Source organism: Pseudoduganella sp. GW821-FHT11H04 (genome assembly GCF_058807935.1).
Map to the genome: position 1 here is coordinate 492,006 of NZ_JBXARE010000003.1, position 21,607 is coordinate 513,612.

Annotated in this window: 16 protein-coding genes; 8 read left to right on the forward strand and 8 right to left on the reverse strand. The window is 63.5% G+C overall.

Translation table 11 applies throughout. The features are described 5' to 3' along the window. Window positions 1-20 precede the first annotated feature (20 nt). Entirely contained in the window at window positions 21-2,318 is a 2,298-nt protein-coding gene (locus tag AC1RTP_RS09365; protein WP_498606802.1) for a GNAT family N-acetyltransferase, read from the reverse strand. A gap of 164 nt (window positions 2,319-2,482) precedes the next feature. Between AC1RTP_RS09365 and AC1RTP_RS09370 the strand changes: the two genes are divergently transcribed. The 8 genes from AC1RTP_RS09370 (at window position 2,483) to AC1RTP_RS09405 (ending at window position 14,129) form a co-directional block, all read left to right on the forward strand. Continuing rightward, window positions 2,483-4,066, forward strand: a complete 1,584-nt coding sequence (locus AC1RTP_RS09370) for an acyl-CoA ligase (AMP-forming), exosortase A system-associated (RefSeq protein WP_498606803.1) — start codon at window positions 2,483-2,485, stop codon at window positions 4,064-4,066. After that, window positions 4,063-5,310 carry a pyridoxal-dependent decarboxylase, exosortase A system-associated gene (locus AC1RTP_RS09375; RefSeq protein ID WP_498606805.1) on the forward strand — a complete coding sequence of 416 codons (1,248 nt, stop codon included), beginning with the start codon at window positions 4,063-4,065 and terminating at the stop codon, window positions 5,308-5,310. The genes AC1RTP_RS09370 and AC1RTP_RS09375 overlap by 4 nt, the downstream gene beginning before the upstream one ends. A 12-nt stretch (window positions 5,311-5,322) precedes the next feature. Beyond that, entirely contained in the window at window positions 5,323-7,158 is a 1,836-nt protein-coding gene (locus tag AC1RTP_RS09380) for an asparagine synthetase B family protein (RefSeq protein WP_498606807.1), read from the forward strand. A 30-nt stretch (window positions 7,159-7,188) separates the two neighbouring features. Next, the gene (gene prsT / locus AC1RTP_RS09385) at window positions 7,189-9,945 is read left to right on the forward strand and encodes an XrtA/PEP-CTERM system TPR-repeat protein PrsT (protein WP_498606809.1); all 2,757 of its coding nucleotides are present in this window, start codon (window positions 7,189-7,191) and stop codon (window positions 9,943-9,945) included. A gap of 332 nt (window positions 9,946-10,277) precedes the next feature. Further along, window positions 10,278-11,045, forward strand: a complete 768-nt coding sequence (locus AC1RTP_RS09390) for an N-acyl amino acid synthase FeeM domain-containing protein (protein ID WP_498606811.1) — start codon at window positions 10,278-10,280, stop codon at window positions 11,043-11,045. 11 nt (window positions 11,046-11,056) lie between these two features. After that, window positions 11,057-11,935, forward strand: coding sequence for a ThiF family adenylyltransferase (locus AC1RTP_RS09395; RefSeq protein ID WP_498606813.1), 879 nt, complete (start codon window positions 11,057-11,059; stop codon window positions 11,933-11,935). A gap of 183 nt (window positions 11,936-12,118) precedes the next feature. Then, the gene (locus tag AC1RTP_RS09400; RefSeq protein WP_498606814.1) at window positions 12,119-12,988 is read left to right on the forward strand and encodes a PEP-CTERM sorting domain-containing protein; all 870 of its coding nucleotides are present in this window, start codon (window positions 12,119-12,121) and stop codon (window positions 12,986-12,988) included. A gap of 64 nt (window positions 12,989-13,052) precedes the next feature. After that, window positions 13,053-14,129 (forward strand): nitroreductase family protein, encoded by a 1,077-nt coding sequence (locus AC1RTP_RS09405; RefSeq protein WP_498606816.1) that lies wholly within the window; start codon window positions 13,053-13,055, stop codon window positions 14,127-14,129. On the opposite strand, the gene prsT (AC1RTP_RS09410) is transcribed toward AC1RTP_RS09405, so the two are convergent. From prsT (AC1RTP_RS09410) to AC1RTP_RS09440, 7 genes are all read right to left on the reverse strand, one after another. Continuing rightward, window positions 14,090-16,864 (reverse strand): XrtA/PEP-CTERM system TPR-repeat protein PrsT, encoded by a 2,775-nt coding sequence (gene prsT / locus AC1RTP_RS09410; protein WP_498606818.1) that lies wholly within the window; start codon window positions 16,862-16,864, stop codon window positions 14,090-14,092. The genes AC1RTP_RS09405 and prsT (AC1RTP_RS09410) overlap by 40 nt on opposite strands. Window positions 16,865-16,994: 130 nt before the next feature. Continuing rightward, a complete protein-coding gene (locus AC1RTP_RS09415; protein WP_498606820.1) occupies window positions 16,995-17,810 on the reverse strand; it encodes a lytic transglycosylase domain-containing protein in 816 nt (271 codons plus the stop codon). A 64-nt stretch (window positions 17,811-17,874) separates the two neighbouring features. Then, entirely contained in the window at window positions 17,875-19,017 is a 1,143-nt protein-coding gene (locus AC1RTP_RS09420) for a nucleotidyltransferase family protein (protein ID WP_498606823.1), read from the reverse strand. Further along, window positions 18,971-19,882: an HprK-related kinase A gene (locus tag AC1RTP_RS09425; RefSeq protein WP_498607155.1), complete on the reverse strand. Its 912-nt coding sequence runs from the start codon at window positions 19,880-19,882 to the stop codon at window positions 18,971-18,973. The genes AC1RTP_RS09420 and AC1RTP_RS09425 overlap by 47 nt, the downstream gene beginning before the upstream one ends. Window positions 19,883-19,884: 2 nt before the next feature. Next, a complete protein-coding gene (locus AC1RTP_RS09430; protein WP_498606825.1) occupies window positions 19,885-20,118 on the reverse strand; it encodes an HPr-rel-A system PqqD family peptide chaperone in 234 nt (77 codons plus the stop codon). After that, entirely contained in the window at window positions 20,118-20,696 is a 579-nt protein-coding gene (locus tag AC1RTP_RS09435; RefSeq protein ID WP_498606828.1) for a hypothetical protein, read from the reverse strand. Before AC1RTP_RS09435 ends, AC1RTP_RS09430 begins: the two co-directional genes overlap by 1 nt. A 244-nt stretch (window positions 20,697-20,940) precedes the next feature. Continuing rightward, on the reverse strand, window positions 20,941-21,543 hold the full coding sequence (locus AC1RTP_RS09440; RefSeq protein ID WP_498607157.1) for an XrtA/PEP-CTERM system exopolysaccharide export protein: 603 nt from the start codon (window positions 21,541-21,543) through the stop codon (window positions 20,941-20,943). Window positions 21,544-21,607: the final 64 nt, after the last annotated feature.

Here is a 21,607-nt window from a genome sequence, read left to right on the forward strand (position 1 = left end):
TTATGCATCACTGTTGTCGATTATGGAACGGTGGGCGCCAGTACTTCCGCTTGTTCGCCACGCCGCTGGCGCAACAGGGCGCGCGCCGACAGGTAAAGGCGCAGGGCCGGCGCCAACAGGTGGTCCTGGTTCAGCACTTCCAGCGTGTAGTAGGGGCGTTTCTGTTCCATCCACAAACCCTTGTAGGCATCGTGGCCCAGCATGAAATCGATGCGTTCGACCTGGTCGTGCTGGAAGACGTGGTCGATCAGGTGCTCGGTCAGCAGGCTGCCGGGCGAAAACTTGTCGGCCTGGCGGTCTTGCGCCAGCTTGAAGATGTGGGCCACACCGCCGTTCACCAGCCACAGCTGGCTGGCAACGACCTTGCCGTCGAGGTACAGCAGGCCCAGGCGCAGGTGGCCGCGCTCGGCGCTCCAGCGCATCAGCCAGTCGATGAAGGAGCGCGAAGGTTCGCGTTCCTTCCAGCTGTGGCTGTAGGTCGACCAATAATCCTCCACCTGTTCCGGGCTGGGCGTCGTCACGACCTCGAAACGATGGTCGCTGCGCGTCAGTGCCTTGCCCTTGCGCTTGAGGGTATTGAGCAGCTGGGACGGCCGCTTGGCCCAGTAGCTGGCGCGATCCGTCGCATGGGCCGAGAAATTGGCCGACAGCGGTACCCGCACCGTGGTGTGGCCGGCCTGCGTGGCGCCGCTGCCGGCGTGCTCGGCCTGCTGGGTGCTGACAGGGGAGGCGCTCAGCTTGAGCCAGCCCTTGTCGAGTTGGTCCAGCGCGCGCAGCAGCACATCCCAGCTTTCGGCCTGCGGCAGTAGCTGGCGGTCGACGAACAGGTCGACAAACGGTGAATAGAAATTGCTCAGCAGCCGCACTTCCATGCTGCGCAGCAGGCCTGGCTGGCGCTCGAGCGGCGCGGCCAGGCACAGTTGCTCGCCACGCCAGACGAAGAGCCAGCTGAAGCGGCGGCCCGGCGCTTCCGGATGGGTCTCGCGCTCGAAGCGCACCAGCGCGTCATACCATTCGGGTGTGCAGAATAGGGGATCAGGCTGGTGGGCTTTGAGCCAGGCCGCCAGTTCGGGCGGCAGCGGCTGTTCCATCGGCAGTTCGCGCACGCGCAAATTGCCGGGGCGGCGGCGCAGGCTCGCGCCCATGCGTGCCAGGCGCGACGTGGTGTGGAAGGCCAGGCTGGCGGCGCAGGCGCGCAGGAAGGGGCGCTGGTCGCCGCGGCGCCAATAAGTGAACATTGGGCGCTTGCCGCCATAGGGGCGCAGGGTGCCCTGGGCCAGGACCGCCTTCCAATACGCCAGGATGTCGCGTTCGGCATCGAACCAAGTGACCGGGCCGCGCAGCGCGGTTGGCTGTGCCTTTTGACCGAGCGCCAGCTGGAATTCCTGGTAGACCTGGTTGAAACCGGCCGCCACGCACAACTCAAGCCAGAAGTCGGTCCGGCCGACGGTGGGCTCGATGACCCAGAAGCTGCCATCGGGCGCGCGCTTGAGTTCGAGCGAGACCGGGCCGGACATGTTCAGGCCGGCGAAGAATTGGCGGGTCAGGGCCAGCACTTGCGGTTCGTCGACCGTCTCGGCGACCGTGGTCTGGCCGCGCGCGGGCGGGAAGGAGGCAATCTTGCGGCCTACCATTTCCTGCACCACTTCACCGCGGTCCATGACCAGGGCGCCGAAGTACAGGCTCTCGTCGCCGCCGGCAATATATTCCTGGGCCAGGATGGGCAGGTCGCCCTGGTATTGCTGCAAACGGGCTTGCAGTTCAGCAAGGTCCTGCGCCAGCGCCGTCTTGAACGACGACATGGGGCGCGCCGGCTTCAGGATCACCGGGTAGCGGAAGCCGGCCACGGCATCTTCAGCCTCGGCCACGCTGCGCAAGGTGGCCGAGCGCGGGTAGTTCAGGCCCTGCTCGCGCGCTGCCAGCTCCAGTTCATTCTTGCGTTGCAGGCGCAGCACGTGCGGCGCGCAATCGGCCCAGCTCAACAGGTAATCGGCGCGCAATTGTTCCACGCCTTCGCCCATCATGCGTACATGGGTATCATTGGTGGGGAAGAGCACCACCTGCCGGTCCTGCGGCAATTTGGCGCGCAGCGCGCTCAGGGTCACGACCAGGTCGGCCATTTCCGCTTCGCTGCACAGGAAAGTCTGTACGATGGCGTTGCTGCGTACGCCCGGCAGGCCGGCTTCCTTTTCCAGGGCGTACACGGACACCCCCGCGTCGCGCAGGCCGCGCACCACGGACAAGCCATGGCTGCACAGGCCGACAACCAGGGCAATAGGTGGCTTGGCCGGGGATGGGAAGCTAGCAGGGTTTTTCACAACGCAGATTGATTTTGCACAGATAACCGTATATTAAATGCAATACTGTGGCTTGTGCGCGGATTGTTGCAACAATCCTGCAAGATGCTCTGGAAGGGCCGTGTTAGCTCAGCCATACTGTTGTTTTGCAATATAATTAATGCAATCCTTATTAACTAAGTAACATGAGCGATCTGATTCATCAATTCATCTTTGCCTCGGCCCAGCGCACGCCGCAAGCCGAAGCACTGGTCTACGGCGAGCGCCGCCTCGATTATGCGTCCCTGGCCGCCGCCGTCCAGGGCGCCGCCCATGGCTTGCTGGCGCGCGGACTGCAGCGCAGCGAACGGGTCGCGGTCTACCTGGAAAAGAATATCGAGAACGTGGCCGCCATGTTCGGCGCCGCAGCCGCCGGCGGTGTGTTCGTGCCGGTCAATCCCTTGCTCAAGCCGGAGCAGGTCGGCTATATCCTGTCGGACTGCAATGTGCGCGTGCTGGTCACGTCAAGCGACCGCCTGCGCCTGCTGGCCGACACCCTGCGGTCCTGCCCCGACCTGCACACCGTGATCGTGACCGGCCGCGCCGACGAGTTGCCAAGCTTCCCGCACCTGCACGTGCTGCCCTGGGCCGCCGCCATGCAGGATGCGCCGCCGGCCGCTGCGCACCGCTGCATCGACACCGATATGGCCGCCATCCTCTACACCTCCGGCAGCACCGGCCGCCCGAAAGGCGTGGTGCTGTCGCACCGGAATATGGTGGCGGGCGCCGTCAGCGTGTCGACTTACCTGGAAAATACGCCGGCCGACCGCCTGCTGGCCGTGCTGCCGCTGTCCTTCGACTATGGCCTGTCGCAGCTGACCACCGCCTTCCGCGTCGGCGCCACTGCCGTCCTGATCAACCACCTGTTCGCCAACGACGTGCTGAAAGCCGTGGTGGCGGAAAAAATCACCGGCCTGGCGGCAGTACCGCCGCTGTGGATCCAGCTGGCGCCTTTGGCCTGGCCGGCCGACTGCACCTTGCGCTACCTGACCAATTCCGGCGGCGCCATGCAGCGCGCCACGCTCGATGCGCTGCGCGCGGCCCTGCCGTATGCCAAGCCGTTCCTGATGTATGGCCTGACCGAGGCTTTCCGCTCCACCTACCTGCCGCCGTCCGAACTGGAGCGCCGTCCCGACTCCATGGGCAAGGCCATCCCGAACGCGGAGGTGATGGTGCTGCGTCCTGACGGCAGCGAATGCGCGCCGAACGAACCGGGCGAACTGGTGCACCGCGGCGCACTGGTGTCGCTGGGCTACTGGAACGACAAGGCAAAGACCGCCGAGCGCTTCAAGCAGTACGCTTCGCCGCAATACGGCTTGCCGCTGGTGGAAATGGCCGTGTGGTCGGGCGATATCGTGCGCCGCGATGAGGAAGGCTTCCTTTACTTCATCAGCCGCAACGATGAAATGATCAAGACTTCGGGCTACCGCGTCAGCCCGACCGAAGTGGAAGAAGTCGTGTACGCGCGCGACAAGGTGGGCGAGGCCGCAGCGCTGGGCGTCAAGCATCCGACCCTGGGCCAGGCCATCGTGCTGCTGGCTTTCCCGCGCGCAGGCGAAAGCTTGACTGACGCCGAACTGCTGGCGGCTGTCAAGCCGCACCTGCCGGCCTATATGCTGCCGCAAAAAGTGATCGTGTCGGCCACGCCTTTGCCGCGCAACCCGAACGGCAAGATCGACCGCAAAGCGCTGTCGACCCAGTACGAGAATATCTTCGCGGAGGGTGCATGAGCATGGATGCACCGCGCCCTCGCCCGCAGCACGCCCCGCTGCTGCAATTTGCCGTTGAAGACGACTGCCTGCTGATCGGCGGCATCCCGCTGCCGCGCCTGGCGGCCCGTGTCGGCCAGACCCCGTTCTACGTCTACTCGCGCGCCGCCATGACGCAGCGCGTGGCCGAGCTGCGCGCCGCGCTGCCGGAGGACGTGCACCTGCACTACGCCATGAAGGCGAATCCGATGCCGGCCGTGGTGCAGCACATGGCGACCCTGGTCGATGGCATCGACGTCGCTTCCGGCGGCGAACTGCGCGTGGCGCTTGATACCGTGATGGACCCGTCTAATATCAGCTTCGCCGGCCCGGGCAAGGGCGAAGCCGAACTGTCCTGCGCGATCGCCGCCGGCATTGTGCTGAACCTGGAATCGGAAGGCGAGATGGAGCGCGCCGCCGTGATCGGCCGGCGCCTGGACATTGTGCCGAAAGTGAATGTGCGCGTGAACCCGGACTTCGAGCTGAAGTCCTCCGGCATGAAAATGGGCGGCGGCCCGAAACAATTCGGCGTCGATGCCGAGCGCGTGCCCGCCATGCTGGCGCGGATTGGCGAGCTAGGCCTGGATTTCCACGGCTTCCACATCTTCAGCGGCTCGCAGAACCTGAAGGCCGCTGCGCTGCAGGACGCGCATGAAAAAACCTTCGCCCTGGCCCTGCGCCTGGCGGAAGCGGCGCCGCGCGCGCCGCGCATCTTGAATATCGGCGGCGGTTTCGGCATCCCTTATTTCCCGGGCGAGGAACGGCTGGACCTGGCGGCCGTGGGCGAGAACCTGGCGCGCATCATGGATGACGTGCGGCCGCGCCTGCAGGGCGCAGAAGTGGTGATCGAGCTGGGCCGTTACCTGGTGGGCGAGGCCGGCGCCTACGTCTGCCGCGTGGTCGACCGCAAGGAATCGCGTGGCCAGGTCTTCCTGGTCACCGATGGCGGCCTGCACCACCACCTGTCCGCCTCCGGCAATTTCGGCCAGGTGATCCGCAAGAATTATCCTGTGGTGGTCGGTACCAAAGTGGCCGGCGGCCCGCGCGAGATGGCCTCGGTGGTCGGCCCGCTTTGCACCCCGCTCGACCTGCTGGCCGACCAGATGGAGCTGGGCCAGGCGCAGGCGGGCGACCTGGTGGTGGTATTGCAATCGGGCGCATATGGCGCCACGGCCAGCCCGGCGGCTTTCCTCAGCCACCCGGCCGCAGTCGAAGTCTTCGTGTAAAAAGGGAAGCGTATGAGCGGTATCTGTGGATGGATTGGGTTTGCCGGCGCGCCGGAATTGCTGGAGACGATGGCGGCGCCGCTGTCCCGTTTCGACCAGGGCCAGCTGCATGCGCGTTCCGGCCAGCGCAGCGGCTTGGCCGTTGCCGCCCAGGCCGGCAGCGCTGACATTTTCCAACGTGACGGCTTGCTGGTCGCCCTGTGGGGCCAGCCGCGCCTGGACGATCCGGCGCTGGCCGCCCAAGCTGCGGCGCAAGGCGTGGCCGCCACCGTCGCGACGCTGTGGCAGCAAGGCCCGCAGCGCACCTGCTCCCAGATCCACGGCTGCTTTACGCTAGCCATCATCGATGAACGCAGCGGCGAAGCCCTGCTGGCCACCGACCGCATGGGCGTGCAGCCTTTGACCTGGCAACTGGCCGGCGAGACCCTGGTCTTCGCCAGTTCGGCCGATGCCATGGTGCGCCACCCGCTCACGCCTGGCGTGCTCGACCACCAGGGCTTGTACAACTACGTCTACTTCCACATGGTGCCGTCGCCGGCCACCGTGTACCAGGGCCAGCAGCGCCTGCTGCCCGGCCATTACCTGCATTACCGCCAGGGCCGCGTCGAAGAACAAGCCTACTGGCGCATGCAGTTCGAAGAAGACGGCAAACGCTCCTTCGGCGAACTGAAGGAAGAATTCCTGTCCGTACTGCGCCACAGCGTGAAGGAAGCAGCCGGTGACCGCAAGGTCGGCGCCTTCCTTTCCGGCGGCACCGATAGCTCGACCATCGCCGGCATGCTGACCCAGGTTGGCGGCGTCGCGGCCGACACCTACTCGATCGGTTTCGAAGCCCAGGGCTACGACGAAATGGAATACGCGCGCACCGCTTCGCGTCATTTCGGCACCAGGCACCATGAATATTATGTGACGCCGGAAGACGTCGCCAATGCCATCCCGCAGGTGGCGGCCGTGTTCGACCAGCCATTCGGCAATGCTTCGGCGGTGCCGGCCTTCTACTGCGCGCGCATGGCGCAAGCCGACGGCGTGCAGCGCATGTTCGGCGGCGACGGCGGCGACGAACTTTTCGGCGGCAATGAGCGCTACGCCAAGCAGCATGTGTTCGAACTGTACGAGCGCGTGCCGCGCCTGGTGCGCAAGGCGCTGCTGGAACCAGCCGTCTTCAACTTCCCAGGCGGCGAAAGCGTGCGTCTTCTGCGCAAAGCACGCAGCTATATCGAGCAAGCCTCGGTCGGCATGCCGGCGCGCCTGGAAACCTATAACCTGCTGGGCCGCTACGGCGCGCAGCAAGTGTTCACCGACGAATTCCTGGCCGCGGCCGACATCGGCAACCCGATTGCCACGCTGGAGCGCAACTACGGCCGCAGCGAAGCGCGTTCCCTGATCAACCGCATGCTGGCGCTGGACCTGCAGGTGACCCTGGCCGACAACGACTTGCCGAAAGTGATGAAGGCATGCGAACTGGCCGGCGTCGAAGTGGCTTTCCCCTTCCTGAACGACAAGGTCGTGCAATTCTCGGCCGGCCTGACGCCGCAGCAAAAGCTGAACGGCACGCAATTACGCTGGTTCTTCAAAGAGGCATTGCGCGGCTTCCTGCCCGATGCCATCATCACCAAGCAGAAGCACGGGTTCGGCCTGCCATTCGGGGTTTGGCTGCAGGAACACGCGCAGCTGCAGCAGCTCGCGGCCGACAGCTTGAGCGACCTGAAGGCACGCAAAGTCGTGCGCGGTGAATTCATTGAGCAGCTGGTCGGCACCCACCTGAAAGAGCATGCCGGCTACCACGGCACCATGGTGTGGGTGCTGATGATGCTGGAACAATGGTTCCGCGCGCACCGCAACGTATAACAACGACTTACCAAAAACTAGAGGGACAATATGGCATATCGCGTAACCCGGCTGGCTGTCGCCGCCACCCTGGCCGCCAGCGCAATGCTGGCAGGCTGCAAATCGGACACCCCGGAAAGCCTGTTGGCCGACGCCAAGCAGCAACTGGTGAAAGGCGACAAGAAGGCCGCCCAGATCCAGCTGAAGAATGTACTGGCCAAGGACCCGAACAACGGTGAGGCGCGCTTCGAGCTGGCCAAGCTGTCGCTGGCCGGGAACGATCCTTTGTCGGCTGAAAAAGAGGCGCGCCGCGCGGTCGACTTGAAATACAAGCCGCAGGAAAGTGAACAGTTGCTGGCGGAAGCCCTGCTGCGCCTGGGCGACTTCCAGAAAATGCTGGACGAGACTGAAAAATTCCAGCGCACCCCGGCCCTGCTGGCGCTGCGCGGCGACGCCCTGATCGGCCTGCGCAAGCTGGATGACGCGAAGAAGGAATTCCAGGGCGCCCTCGACGCCCAGCCAAACAGCGCCGACGCGCTGACCGGCATGGCGCGCCTGGCCGCCATCGGCAACGATATGGAGGGCGCGCGCGCGCTGGCCGACCAGGCCGTCTCCAAGGATGCCGCCAACATCAATGCGCTGACCTTCAAGGGCGAGCTGCTGCGCGCCCAGCAAAAACCGGAAGAGGCGCGCGCCGCCTACGCCGAAGTGCTCAAGCTGGATCCAACCAATAGCAACGCCAATCTGGAAAAGGCTTACCTCGATATCGTGGCCGGCAAGCTCGACTCGGCGCAGGCGGCCGTGAACATGGCCAAGAAATCGGCGCCGCGCAGCCTGCCGACTTTGTACACCCAGGCCCTGATCGACTATACGAAGGGCAATTACAAGGCGGCGCGCGACGGCCTGCAAGCCATCGCTAAGGGCGCGCCAAGCCACCTGCCGAGCATGCTGCTCTCCGCTTCGGTTGACTTCCACCTTGGCAACCTGCACGCCGGCGAAGCCAAGCTGCGCACCTACCTCGATGCGATGCCGGGCAATCCTTATGCGCGCAAGATCCTGGCCGCCACGCTGCTGCGTGAAAACCAGCCGGCCGAAGCGCTGAAAGTGCTGGAGCCGGTGCTGAAGGACAAAGTCAGCGACGGCAGCATGCTGGAACTGGCGGCCCAGGCCAATATGATGACGCGCCAGCCGGCCAAGGCCGCCGCATTGCTGGAGCAATCCATCGCCCTCAACCCTGATCGCAGCCCGGCTTATATCGCCTTGGGCGGCGCCCGCATCGCGCTGGGCGAACAGGACAAGGGCCTGGCCATGCTGAACAAAGCGCTGGAGCTGGAGCCGGATTCGCTGCCGGCCGCGATGGCGTTAGCGCGTACCCGCCTGGGCATGCGCGATTTCGACCAGGCGCTGGCGGTGCTGGCCAAGCAGGATGCCAAGCATGGCAAGGAGCCTGAGCTGCACATCCTGAAGGGCCAGGTGCTGCTGGCCAAGCAGGACCCGGCGGGCGCCCGCGCCGCCTTCACCAAGGCGGTTGAACTGGCGCCGACCAGCTACCCTACCGTGGTCGCCCTGGCCCAGCTGGAACTGGTGGAGAAAAAGCCGGAAGCGGCGCGCGCCCATATGCTGAAGCTGCTGGAGCGCGACAAGGGCAATGTGGGGGCAATGACTGCCATGGCCCAACTGGCCGACGGCGCCAAGAAGCGTGAAGAAGCGGCGCAATGGCTGGAAAAGGCGGCTGCCGTCGATCCGGAAGCGCTGGCGCCGTCCGTGCGCCTGGCCGGCTATTACATCCAATCGCGCCAGCCGAACAAGGCGGTCGAGCATTTGCGCAAGGTGCTGGTGACCCATGCTTCCGTGCCGATCGTGCTGGAATTGATGGGCCGCGCCCAGCAAATGTCGGGCGACTTGCCTGGCGCTTATGAAACCTTCAGCAAGCTGGCTGGCGCGATGCCGAAAGCGCCACAACCGCAGCTGTTCCTGGCCGGTGTCCAGGTGCAAAAGCAGGACTTGTCTGGCGCCCAGGCCAGCGTCAAGAAAGCGCTGGGCCTGGCTCCCGACTTTATCCCGGCCTACCTAATGCAAGCCGACCTGGCCCTGCTGCAAAACAAGCCTGACGATGCCTTGGCCGTCGCGCGCGGCCTGCAGAAATCGCAGCCTAAGCAAGCCGCCGGCTTCGTGATGGAAGGCGAGCTGCAGATGAAGCTCGGCAAGCCGGCCCAAGCCGTGACGCCCTACCAGCAAGCCTTTGCCCTGCAGGCGCGCCCGGAACTCTTGATGAAACTGGCGAGCGCGCTGCGCGGGTCCAATCGTGCGGCCGAGGCTGATGCCCAGGTCGCTTCTTGGCGCAAGGCCCACCCGGACGAACCGTTGGGCATGATGTACTCGGCCGAGCTCAGCATCGCGGCCAAACAGTACAAGCAGGCCATTGGCCAACTGGAAGCCGTGATCGGCAAGGCGCCGGATAATGTGGCTGCACTCAACAACCTGGCCTGGTCCTACCAGCAGGAAAAGGACAAGCGCGCCCTGCCGACGGCGGAAAAAGCCAGCCAGCTGGCGGGCGAAAACCCGACCGTCATGGACACCTTGGGCTGGATTTTGGCTGAGCAAAACCAGCTCGACCGTGCGGTGCCCATGCTGAAGAAGGCCAGCGATCTGGCGCCCAAAGCCAGCGAGATCCGCGGCCACTATGCGGCCGCGCTCTGGAAAAAAGGCGACAAAGCCGGCGCCCGCAAGGAATTGCAGGAAGCCATGACCGATACCCGCTTCGCTCAAACCGAAGAAGCACGTAACTTGCAAAAGCAGTTTGAATAAGTAGCAACTCTTCGCCCCCCGCGCCATCTGCTGCGCGGGGGCATTCCCCTCTGCATTCGTTGTTTATTTGAAAACAATGGAGTCTTTTTCGCAATAACCGCGTGCCGGGTATTGTGTGTCGAACGCCTCCGTGCCAACATGAGATGTTGGTATTTTTTACATAGCTCGCTTGCATTTCGATACATTTTCGTCTCGGCATCAATCGTGCGCGCATTGCCCACCGGATTGGAATGCACTATATTTTGCCGATGAGTCCGGTGTCCGCGCCGCTCGCTGGACTCATTGGTAAATGCTCGCCGAAAGGCTAGCGGGTGCCAAAGGAGGATAGAGCCATGAATGGAACAGCTGTCCCAGTGCTGGAAGGTGAGCCCGTCAGGGCCATGCCAGCCGATTCCCATGCCCATGCGCGCGCCACGCTCGAAGACCTGCTTCCGGAGAATATGGAAGATCTGGTCACCGACGAAAAATCTTTTGGTATCCGCATGATTGATACGCTCGAAGGCCGAAGCAAGGCCAGCTTGCTAATAAACAAGATGTACTCCTGGCGAGGTTATGCCGGGACCCATAAACTGACCGACGATCCGAACCGGATCACGCTCACCGCCAGCGACAAAGGCGAGGTAGTCGGCACCCTGACGCTAGGACTGGACTCTTCAATCGGCATCATGGCCGATGAAATTTTCAAGGAAGAAGTCGACACGGTGCGCATGATTCCGGGCGCCCGTGTGTGTGAAATCACCAAGCTGGCATTCGACAATGGCGGCAGCAAATCGCAGATGGCTTCGCTATTCCACCTGTCGGTGATTTATGCGCGCGACTTGCACAACTGCACACATATCTTTATCGAGATCAACCCGCGCCATCGCCGTTTTTACGAAGCCATGCTTGGCTTCAAGCGCCTGGGCGAGTTGAAGACCAATCCGCGTGTCGACGCCCCTGCTTACTTGCTGGTGGTGGACCTGGCCTATGTTTCTGAACAGATCGAAAAGCTGGGCGGCCAGGGTGCGGACGCGGCAATGGCAGCGCGCTCGTTTTATCCAATGTTCTACTCGCCGCGTGAAGAGCGCGGCATTATCAGTCGCCTGAAAAACATTCAATAGCGGGGAGCCCTATGGCGGACGCCTTCTCATTCTCGTATGACGTGGCGTTCTCGCGAAATATTGGTTGGGTGACCCCGGACGAACAGGCACAGCTCAAGAATAAGCGCGTGGCGATCGCCGGCGTGGGCGGAGTCGGGGGCGTGCATTTGCTGACCCTGGCCCGCCTGGGCATTACGCACTTTCATATTGCAGATTTCGATGCCTTTGATATTGCCAACCTGAACCGACAGGCGGCGGCCTTCATGTCGACCATGGGCCTGCCCAAGGCCGACGTGGCGGCGCGCATTGCGCGCGACATCAATCCCGAGGCGCAGATCGAAGTGTTTGGCCAGGGCGTTGACGCCGGCAATATGGCGCAGTTCCTGGATGGGATCGACCTCTACATTGACGGGCTCGATTTCTTCGCCTTCGATGCGCGACAGCAAATGTTTGCCATGTGCGCGGCGCGCGGCATTCCCGCCGTAACGGTGGCGCCGCTGGGCATGGGCGCCGCTTGCATGACCTTCATGCCGGGCGGCATGACGTTTGAAGAATACTTCGGCTGGGGCGACCGGCCGGAATTGGAGAAGGCGCTGCGCTTCATGGTGGGCGTGGCTCCGGCGGGCCTGCACCGGCCTTATCTCGTATGGCCGGAAGCGGTCAACCTGGCCGAACGGCGCGGGCCTTCGACCATCATGGCCTGCCAGCTTTGCGCCGGCGTGGCGGGCACCCAGGCATTGAAAATCCTGCTCAAACGCGGCACGGTACTGGCCGCCCCGCGCGGCTTCCAGTACGACGCTTACCGCGACAAACTCGTGCGCACTTGGCGCCCAGGCGGTCATCGAAATCCATTGACGCAACTAGCATTGCAAGTGGGCAAACGCGTGTTCGCCAAGGCCCTGCTCAAGTAGTGACTGTCGTTGATAAAAGCTCTATGTCGAAAAAATTGACAACGCCAAATCGCTCATCCCGCTTGTCTCACCTAAGTAATTGAAAATTCGCGACATTCAAAAGCTGGCCCGATTAATGCTTAATAGCTAACAGCGCACAGATACATCATGAAAAAGCGAATTCCAATTTAAATGGAGAAACACATGATTAAGTTTAAGAAACACCTGCTGGCACTGACCTTAGCAATTGGCAGTGCACCAGCATTTGCAGGCTATGTCGGCGGCATCAATATTGGTAATGCAGGCACGCCGCACTTCGAAGCTGCTGAAGTTTATGAGCGCTTTGTTTCCGACTACAGCGGCGGTACCGCTCCAGGCGCAACGACCTTGGGAACCGCGGGCGTTCCATCGTTCGGCGCTGGTGCGCAGATCGCAGGTTATGGCCGCGTCAACTCGATTAACGGCAACCTGAACTACTGCCAGGGCGGTCCACTTACTTGTGAACTGACTTTCCGCTTCTGGGGCTTCACCGCTAAGGCAGGCGGCAGCCCAACCGACCTCGACTTCACCGGCGGCTTCGTGAATTTCTACGTCGGCACCGGCGCGACGATGGACTTTAATCCGTTTGCCAACGCCACTGAAGCACAATTACTGTCCCAAGCGACCAACGGCACCCTGTGGCTGTCACTGGCCGGGTCCGACTTCCTGGACCTGTTGTCTGGCCGGACCGGTACCCTGCAAGCGACCGGTACCAATTTCGGTTCGGGCTCGACCGATTCCGGTACCGGCATCGGCCAGCTGAACATCATTGGCGGCCTGGCTGCAGTGATCGCGGCACTGGATACGAACGCGGTCGACAACCATAAAGGTTGCGTCCTTGGTTCGACCTGCTCCGATTTCGACCTGACTACGTCGTTCAGCCTGGTCGGCCGTCCACCTGCTGGCTACCTGCCTCTAGCCGGTGTGGCCTCGCTGGCTGGCCGCGTTGCAGCGGTTCCTGAACCAGCAAGCCTGGCACTGATGGCCCTTGGCCTGCTCGGCCTTGGCACCATTCGCCGCCGCCGCGCCAAATAAGCAGTAGGCGCAAACTTTGCAAAGCCCGTCTTGCGAGTCGGGCTTTTTTCATTGGGAGAGGGGAATGACGGCAACACCCGATTTCATTGTCCGGCTTGCCGAGACGGGCGCGCTGGCGCCGACAGCCGATAACGGCCAGGCTTTCTACATCGATTGGGACGGCAGCGCTTTAGGACTGGCCTTTGCGCAGCGGCATGCCGCCACCGCTGTGTTTGGCCCGGAAAGTCATGCCACCTTGCTCGGCATCGGCGGCGTCGCGCAAAATATCAGCGCCGCGCTCGCTGCCAATGGCCTCGACGCTCAATGGCATTGGAGCGCGGCGGGCGAGCAGCCGTATGGCACCCTGGCGCTGCCTTCGCAGCCGGGGCACTTCAACGCGCCGGCAGGACCGGCGGCGCGGCACACCAATCGCTTTCCCTACCGTACCGATCCCTTGCCACCGACCCTGCTCGACATGCTGCGTGCCAGCAGCGAAGGCAGCAACCGGATTTCGGTGCTCACCGATGCGGCGGCCAGGAAGCAATTGGTACAGCAGGTGCGTGCCAGCGCCGAAGCGCGCTTTTGTAATCCCGGCTTGCACCGCTGGCTGTTCGACTGCCTGCGCCATACACCGGATGAAGTGGCGCGGGGCGACGGCCTCGATATGAAGACGCTGGGCTTGCCGCCCGGCGGTGACGCGTTGATGCGCTTCATTTCCAACTGGGAGCGGATGGCCACCTTGAATCGCTTTGGCATGTACAAGCTGATGGCGCTGGCTGAGATAGGCCAGATCTCGACCGCGCCGGCCCTGGTCTGCATCTCCGGAGGAAGCGGCCGGGGCGACGTGATCGATGCCGGGCGCTTGCTGACGCGCGTGTGGAGCGAGATGAATCTGGCCGGCGCTGCGGTACAGCCGTTTTATGTGGTCCCGGACCAGCTGAACCGCCTGCATGAGGGCAGCTTGCCCGCAGGTTTCGAAGGCAAGATCAGTGCGGTCGAAGCGGCAGTCGGCGAGCTGCTGGCGCTGTCGCCGGGCCAGCAGCTGCATATGATCTTGCGCGTGGGCTTGCCGACGGTCGACCCGGTGCGTTCACGCAGGCTGCCGCTGGACAAGATATTGCGTCAAAGAGTTTTCAGTAAAGATTTGGCATCGTCCAGCTGAGGGAAATCCTTGGTATCGGCAAGCAGCCGATCGAGTTCCTGGCGGGCGGCTTTCTTGTCGCCCGCCTGGTTCAGCGCAAACGCCAGGTGATAACGCGGTTCCGGCATTGTTGGGGCAAGCTCAACTGCTTTTCGCAGCAGCGGCAGGGCACGCTGGACATCGCCTTGCTGCGCCAGCATCCACCCAAGCGTATCAATGATCCCGGCGCTCTTCGGCGCCAGTTTCATCGCCCGCTCGGCCGTGGCCAGGGCGCGCGGATCCTTCTGCGCCTGGTAAGCCAGGGCCAGGTTGTTGAGCACGGCCGGATTGTCCGGGTCGGATTTGAGCACGAGTTCAAACAGCGCGGCAGCGGGCTTGTACTGCTTATCAACCAGCGCGCTTTCGCCCATATAGATCACGATGACCGGATCAGTGCCGTGCTCCTTCTGCCATTGCATCAGCCTGGCGTCCGATTCCTTGCCCTTGCCTAAAGACCTCATCGAAGAGGCTAGCCGGACCGCCAGCAATGGCGTCTCAGCCAGGGCAAAAGCGCGCTCATATGCCTTGAGCGCGGCCTCGGGCTTTTTTTGCGCCGTCAGGATGGTGCCCTCCAGGATCAGCGGCTCGGCCGCTTTCGGCGCGACCTCCTGGATCTTGCGCGCCAGCGACAGCGCTTCATCAGTCGGCCCCTTCAACATTGCCAGTTCCAGCTGGGCATAGCGTGCGGGCAGGGAGGTTGGATCCACCGCGAGCGCTTTCTTCAGCTCGCCCTCGGCTGCCGGCAGGTTTTTCAGTTTGGCGTGGACGGAAGCCAGGCGCAGGTGCGGGTCGGCCGACTTCGGCACCACATTGACCAGTTTGCTATAGGTCTCGAGCGCACCTTGTGCATTGTTGGTGGCGAGCTGGGCCTGGCCCAACAGGTCGAGCACTTCGGCATCGGTTGGATGCTCGGTCTGCAGCTTGCGCAAAAGGGTGATGGCCTTGGCCACTTCCTTGGTGCGAAGGTAGTGCGTCGCCAACATCCGCGCCGGACCGACTGCTTGCGGATTGGCGGCGTATGCCTTTTCGAGCCAGATCCTGCTTTGTTCCGGGCGATTCTGGCTCGTCTCCAACTGCGACAGCGTCACCATCGCTTCGCTGTCCCGCTGGTTTTTCTCAACGAAGGCCGCCAGGCGCTTCCTTGCCGCATCCACTTGCTTGTCTTGCACATCCATCAGCGCCAGGTTGCGCACCGGCACCAGCAAGTCCGCCTTTAGGCTGGCTGCTTTTTCGAAGCTGGCGCGCGCCGCGGCGCGGTCGCCTTTGCTGATGTAGACGCTGCCTTCCAGATTGCGCGCCGTGGCGCTCTGCGGTTGCGCCGCAATCAGCTTCTGTGCCGCCGCCAGCGCCTTGTCGTAATGCTTCAGCCGCAGCTCGGTGGTGACCAGGGTAGTCGCCGTCTCTTCCGATTTCGGATCGAGCGCCGTGGCCCGTTCCAGCTCGGCGACGCCGCCTTGCTGGTCGCCCTGGCCCAGCTTGGTCATGCCCAGCGAGGTGTGCAAAGCGGCTGTCTGCGGCGCCAGCGAGCTGGCCTTCTCGAAGTACTGCCGGGCTTTGCCGAAGTCGCCTGAGCGCATCGACGATTCGCCGGCCAGTGCCAGCAGCTGGGTGTCGTCGGTATCACCCTTGAGCAGGGGCGTCAGGGTGGCGGCAGCATCCAGGGGCTGGCGGTTTTTCAGCTGGATCTGCGCCAGCAGCTTGAGCGCGTACTTGTTGTTCGGGAAGCTGGCGAGGTAGAAGCGCGTATGCATTTCGGCTTGCTCGAAATTGCCCATCGCTGCCGAGGCCGAGCCTAACAGCAGGATCGAGGGCAGATGGTCCGGCACCGCGCTCAGCACTTTTTGCAGCGACTCCTGGGCGGCCGGGTAATCGCCCTGGGTGAATTCAAGCAGGCCTTGTGCGAACAAGGCCATCGGTGCGTTAGGCGCGAACTTCAGTACTGCCTCGATGTCGGCCTGCGCCGCTTCGAAATTCTTGGCGCCGATTTCCAGCACGGCGCGTTCAACCCGGGCATTGATATGGTCGGGTTTGAGCTTGATGGCTTCGCCGAAGGTGGCGAGCGCCTCCGCCGGTTTGCCTTGGGCGCGCAGCAGCCTTGCCTTGAAGAAGGGCACCGACGCATCCTTGGGGTTGGATTTGGCCGCCTCGTCAGTGAAGCGAATCGCGCTGTCTAAGTCTTTGTTCAATGCCGCTACGCGGGCCTTGCCGATCAGCGCATCGATATAGCCCGGCCGGGCCGCCAGCGCTTTTTCGAACGACTCCTGTGCGTTGGCCGCCTTGTTCAGTGCCAGCCAGGCGTCGCCGCGCGCGGCCAGCAGCTCGGGACTTTGCTTCGCCGCATTGCTTTCGTCGATCGCCTTCTGTGCCTGGCCTTGCGCGTTGAGCGCCTTGACCAGTTCCGGCGCCGTGCGTGCGCTGTCCATGCCCAGGGTTATTGCCTTGCGCACTTCCTTCTCGGCCGTTACGGGATCTCCAGTGAGGTTGTAGAGGCGCGCCAGTTGTACGCGCACTTCGGCGTCTTCCGGCGCCTTGAGGGCGGCGTTCTTCAGCTGGATCAGGGCCGCCTCGAAATTGCCTTTCTCCTGGTATTGACGGGCCTCTGCCATCAGCGAAGCACTGTTGTCGTTGCGTCCGCAGCCGGATAGTCCGGCGCCAAGCAGCAGGCAGGTGAGCAAAAGGGAGGCACTTACAGCTGGGCGGAGGGCGCGACGCGGCATGACTCATTTCCTCGGTTGGGCGCCGCGCTGCGCTAGGCATGCGGCAGGGTTGGCACAACTTTAATAGTTGTCAATAATATCTCACGGAATGGCTAATTTCCCTACGTTTCCAGTACTGTTGCAAAAAAAGCTACTGGAATTGCGGGGACGCTGAATACTCGTGGAAGGTGCGCCGGTACAGGCGCTTTACCTTGAGCACATAATCGCGCGTTTCCGCATAGGGCGGCACGCCGCCGTAACGCTGCACGGCCTGCTCACCGGCGTTGTAGGCGGCCGCCACCAGGGTCACGTCGCCGCGGAAATTGGCCAACAGCCAGCGCAGGTAGGCCATGCCGCCGCGGATGTTCTGTTCCGGGTTAAAGCTGTCGCGCACATTGAAACGCTGGGCGGTGGCCGGGATCAGCTGCATCAGGCCGCGCGCATTCTTGCTCGAGACGGATTGGGGATTGAAGCCCGACTCGACGGCGATGATGGCCATCACCAGCTCAGGGTCGAGACCGAAGCCGGGCGCCAGTCGCTCGACCAGCGGGCGCACCCGCTGCGCTGCTTCGCTAAAGACGGGCGCCGGGCCATCGTCGTCCAGCAGCAGGGCCGGCTCGGGCGCCATGCAGTCGGGCAGGGCGGCGTCCGGTGCGGCCGGCAGCAGCGCCTGCATGCGCGTGCCGGCGGCATAGCCTTGCTCGGCGGCCAGGCCAAACAGGCGCCAAGCCATGCGGTCATCATGCGGCACGCCTCGGCCGTTGGCATACATCCAGCCCAGCGCATATTGGGCGTCGGGGGCGCCCAGGCGGGCAGCGCGGCAGTACAGCGCTGCGGCCTGGTCCAGGTCACGCGTCACGCCTTCGCCGTGTTCCAGGCGCTGGGCTTGGTCGAAAAGGGTGGCGGCATTCTGCGCGCAGGCAGCGTGGGCCAGCAGGGTGGCCGCCACGACAGCTGGAAATCGCATGCAAGCTCCGGTGCAAAGCGACGACCCAACAATTGTAGCGTCGGGGCGCTGGCAGTTGCTGCCGTTATGCGGGCGCGCCTTGCGAGTTTTTCGGCGTCAAAAATGCCTTATGGAACAGGTGGCGCGCCAGGCGCAGCGGTGGCATGCGCAGCCAGTTGCCGCGTACATACAGGAAAAAGTCGGCAAGTGCAGCGCCGGCGCCGCGGCAGCTGGCGTGGTGCGGCAGCAGGGAGCGCAGGAACAGCGCATCCATCACGGCTTGCAGGGCGGGCGCCGGGCCGTCCGGCGCCAGGGCCGCGAAGGTGGCGGGTGGTACCGGCGTGCCGAGCAGCATGCTGCTATAGCGCAAGCCGTAGAACATGAAGCGTTGCAATTCCAACTGGCGCGCTCGCGCCGGCAGCGCTTCCCAGAAGCCCGTCTCGTGCTGGCCGAAATGGGTCAGCAGGCGGTGCAGGTCCCACAAGTCACGCATGCCTTTGTCGAATTCGCCGTCCGCGAACAAATGGGTGGCGCTGTGCAGCACCATATCGAGCGGAGACAGGATGGCGGCGCCGGGCGGCGCCGCGTCGCCAGTGAGCTGCCGGGCGGCTGCGCGCAGCAAGCGCGCATCGGGGCGCTGGGCAGCCGTGCGCGGCAGGATGGTGTGGTGCACATCGATCGAGGTCTGGCGCAGCATATGGGTCATGGGCGGGAGCTCATGCATCCATTCGCGGTAGTAGCGCTGGTCATAGGCGTCGTGCAGGGTACCGACCCAGCCGTGGGACATGAGGGCCGCTTCCACTTGGGGCAGGCTTTCCTCCGGCACCAGGATGTCGATGTCGGAGAACAGGCGGCCGGCGGCGGGCGGCAAGCCGGCTGCGGCATAAGCGCCGCCCTTGAGCAGCAGGAGCGGCAGCCCAAGCCCCGCCAGCGCCTCGCCGATCAGACGGATTTCCCAGTAGGTGGCCTGGCTGTGGCGGCGTGCCTGCACCGAGTTCCACCACAGTTGCTCGCGTGCTTGCGGCAGGGCTTGCGCGAGCATGCCGTGCTGCTCCAGCCAATAGTGCAGGGTGGCGCCGAGGTTGGCGCTGTCGGCCTGGCGCAACAGCAATTCCCAGGCAGCCGGCGACAGGCTGGCCGTGTGCTGCGGCTCGCGCAGGACGCGCAACAGCAGCGGCAAATCAGCGGGCAAAGTCATCGAGGCGGGCAAAGGTGTCCAGGGCTTCATCCAGCGCACTATAGCGGAAACGGAAGCCGGCGGCGCTGTCGATCACTCGGCCCAGGGTGTCGAAGCCCGCTGCGCCCAGCACGCTGTAATTGAAGCTGTTGCCGGCCAATTCCATGAAGGTCGCCGCGCGCGGCAGTGCTTCCAGCGTGGTGGCGGCGCCTGCCTGGTAGTGCGGGAAGACGATCCAGGCTGGCACGGCCGTATCGGCAGCGCGCTGGACGGCCAGGCCGGGCGCGCGCATATGGGCTACCGTGCCCTTCAGCGTATCGCGCACTGGCGTGCTGAGCACCGCATCCGGCACGTAGGAGCGGATGATGTCGATGGAGGCGTTCTTCAGGCTGATCGGGCGCGGGTTGGGCACGACCAGGCCGCTCTCCATATCGATCATGGTCAGCTCGTCCGACAGCAGGCGCCAGCCGCCCTTGCCGGCCAGCGCGGCGGTCAGCGTGCTCTTGCCCGAGCCGGGCGGCGCCGGCAGGATTACGGCGCGGCCTTCGCGTTCGAGCACTGCCGCATGCACGATCAGGTAGCGGTGGGCGCGGCCCGAGACACACCAGTTCAAGCCCCATTCAAACATCGGGAAGGCATGCTGCAGCGGCATCGGCTGGTACATATCGTAGCCGTCGCATTCCAGGCGCACCTGTGGCCGCAGCCAGCGGCGCGGCGAAAGCGGGCGCACCAGGCGCAGGTGGAAATCGGTGAAGTCGCTGTCGTCCAGCAGCGGGTAGTCGCCGTAGAGCTGGCCGATGCCGGCTGTTACGCTTGGCACATTGGCTTGCAGGCGCACGGCAAAGCGGCCGGTGCGCAGGCATAAGCCATCACCGGCCAGGCGCGCGTGCAGCGCACCGTGCGACAAGGAAGCCACGGTCAGCAAGGATGCACCAAGTAGAGTTTGGAGAGTTCAGCCAGGGTTTGCTGGAGTTCGGGATCGTCCCACTCCTCCGGCGTCAAGGCGCCGTCGCGCAGGGCATGCAGCAGCTCGAGGGTTGGTTCGTCGAGCAGGTGGGTGGCGCCCGAGACTTCGTTGTAGAGCACGCTTTGTCCGTCCCAGCTGCGGCTGCGCAGCAACTGGCCCGGCACGATACACCACTGCTGCGCCATCAAAGCATCGTGCTGCGCAGGTATTCGACGACGTCCTTGCCCTTCCAGTCCACGCCGGCGGTTGGGTGGTACACGCCATAGTCGCGCAGGTTGTTCCAGATATTGACCAGCATGTATTCATTCTGGAAGCTGGAGCGGCCCGCCAGTACGTTCAGGTAGGCAGCGACCAGGTGGGCGCCCAGGTTGTTCGGGTCGAAGACCGGGTCGTTATTGCCCAGCACTTGCTCAAACGTGGCCTGGCCGATCGATTTGCCGGTGGTGAAGAGCGTGCCGAACTTCTTGTCCTTGCTGATTGGCCAGCTCAGGTGGCCCGGCGTATTTCCGTTCTTGCCGCGCGGCTGGAGCGACTGGGACCACACGCCTGGGCTCAGGCCGGAGCAGCTGAGAGCATCGGGATTGCGCGCGCTGATCAGGGCCGAAGCATGGCCCGACGGTGTGGCGCAAACGATCGCAGCCATGCCTGGCTGGCTGTGCAGCGTCATCAGGACGCCGGATGCGGCGGCACCGGCACGGGTGAAGCGGCGGCGTGCGGCGCCTTTCGCGCTCAATTGCTTGCCTGGCTGTTGTTCGTTGGCCACGTGGTCATCCTTGCGATATTGGTATTGGGCTAATCTTGCCCCATGAGACTTGGTGAGCTAGCAAGTATTGTTCCAGTTACTAGCCAGTATCACGGAATGCCTGAGAAATCAGGCGTTTAGATGAGCTAACTCAGGCATGACAAATGCCAGCCTTGCTATCATATCTTGAGTTGTAAGAATTTTCGACACTTCCAGGCAACTAGCGAAGCCTTGCGGCATCGCTAGTTGATTGATAGTTACAGCCTTAGAAGAAGCTTTCCGGGATCACCAGGATATCGCCAGGGCGCATCGGTACGTTGGCCGAAATATCGCCATCCTTGATCAGGTCGTTCAGGCGCACCGTGAATTGCTGCTGCTTGCCATCGACCGAGCGGATGATGCTGGCTTTGTTGCCGGCAGCGAATTCGGTGACGCCGCCGACGGCAATCATCACGTCCAGGATCGACATATCGCGGCGGTAAGGCAGCGATTGCGGCTTGGCGGCCTGGCCGATTACGCGGATCTGCTCGCCGTAAGTGCCGACAAAGCCGGTCACGATGACGGTCACGACAGGTTGCTGGATGAACTTGGCCAGCGCCTTTTCAATATCGCGCGCCAGTTCGGTGGACGTTTTGCCGCTGGCTGGCAAGTCTTCGACCAGCGGGGTGGTGATCTTGCCGTCAGGGCGCACAGGCACCACTTGCGACACTTCCGGGTTACGCCAGACGATGATGCTCAGGTTGTCGCCTGGACCGATCAGGTAATCCGTTTGTGGCACGACGCCGACATCGGCTGGGGCACCGCTATGCGGAGTGGCGCAGCCACCAAGGCCCAGCATACCGAGGGCGACGGCGGTAGCAGCAAGCATCTTATAGAAATTCACTTTATTCTCCTTGTTTGCATTTTGGCATTGCCTGTTATACCACGACTCT

Excerpts from the sequence above, each read along its gene's own strand:
- AC1RTP_RS09370 (WP_498606803.1), top strand. The coding sequence starts at position 2,483 with ATGAGCGATCTGATTCATCAATTCATCTTTGCCTCGGCCCAGCGCACG.
- AC1RTP_RS09375 (WP_498606805.1), top strand. The coding sequence starts at position 4,063 with ATGAGCATGGATGCACCGCGCCCTCGCCCGCAGCACGCCCCGCTGCTG.
- AC1RTP_RS09380 (WP_498606807.1), top strand. The coding sequence starts at position 5,323 with ATGAGCGGTATCTGTGGATGGATTGGGTTTGCCGGCGCGCCGGAATTG.
- prsT (WP_498606809.1), top strand. The coding sequence starts at position 7,189 with ATGGCATATCGCGTAACCCGGCTGGCTGTCGCCGCCACCCTGGCCGCC.
- AC1RTP_RS09390 (WP_498606811.1), top strand. The coding sequence starts at position 10,278 with ATGAATGGAACAGCTGTCCCAGTGCTGGAAGGTGAGCCCGTCAGGGCC.
- AC1RTP_RS09395 (WP_498606813.1), top strand. The coding sequence starts at position 11,057 with ATGGCGGACGCCTTCTCATTCTCGTATGACGTGGCGTTCTCGCGAAAT.
- AC1RTP_RS09400 (WP_498606814.1), top strand. The coding sequence starts at position 12,119 with ATGATTAAGTTTAAGAAACACCTGCTGGCACTGACCTTAGCAATTGGC.
- AC1RTP_RS09405 (WP_498606816.1), top strand. The coding sequence starts at position 13,053 with ATGACGGCAACACCCGATTTCATTGTCCGGCTTGCCGAGACGGGCGCG.
- prsT (WP_498606818.1), bottom strand. The coding sequence starts at position 16,864 with ATGCCGCGTCGCGCCCTCCGCCCAGCTGTAAGTGCCTCCCTTTTGCTC.
- AC1RTP_RS09415 (WP_498606820.1), bottom strand. The coding sequence starts at position 17,810 with ATGCGATTTCCAGCTGTCGTGGCGGCCACCCTGCTGGCCCACGCTGCC.
- AC1RTP_RS09420 (WP_498606823.1), bottom strand. The coding sequence starts at position 19,017 with ATGAAGCCCTGGACACCTTTGCCCGCCTCGATGACTTTGCCCGCTGAT.
- AC1RTP_RS09430 (WP_498606825.1), bottom strand. The coding sequence starts at position 20,118 with ATGGCGCAGCAGTGGTGTATCGTGCCGGGCCAGTTGCTGCGCAGCCGC.
- AC1RTP_RS09440 (WP_498607157.1), bottom strand. The coding sequence starts at position 21,543 with ATGCTTGCTGCTACCGCCGTCGCCCTCGGTATGCTGGGCCTTGGTGGC.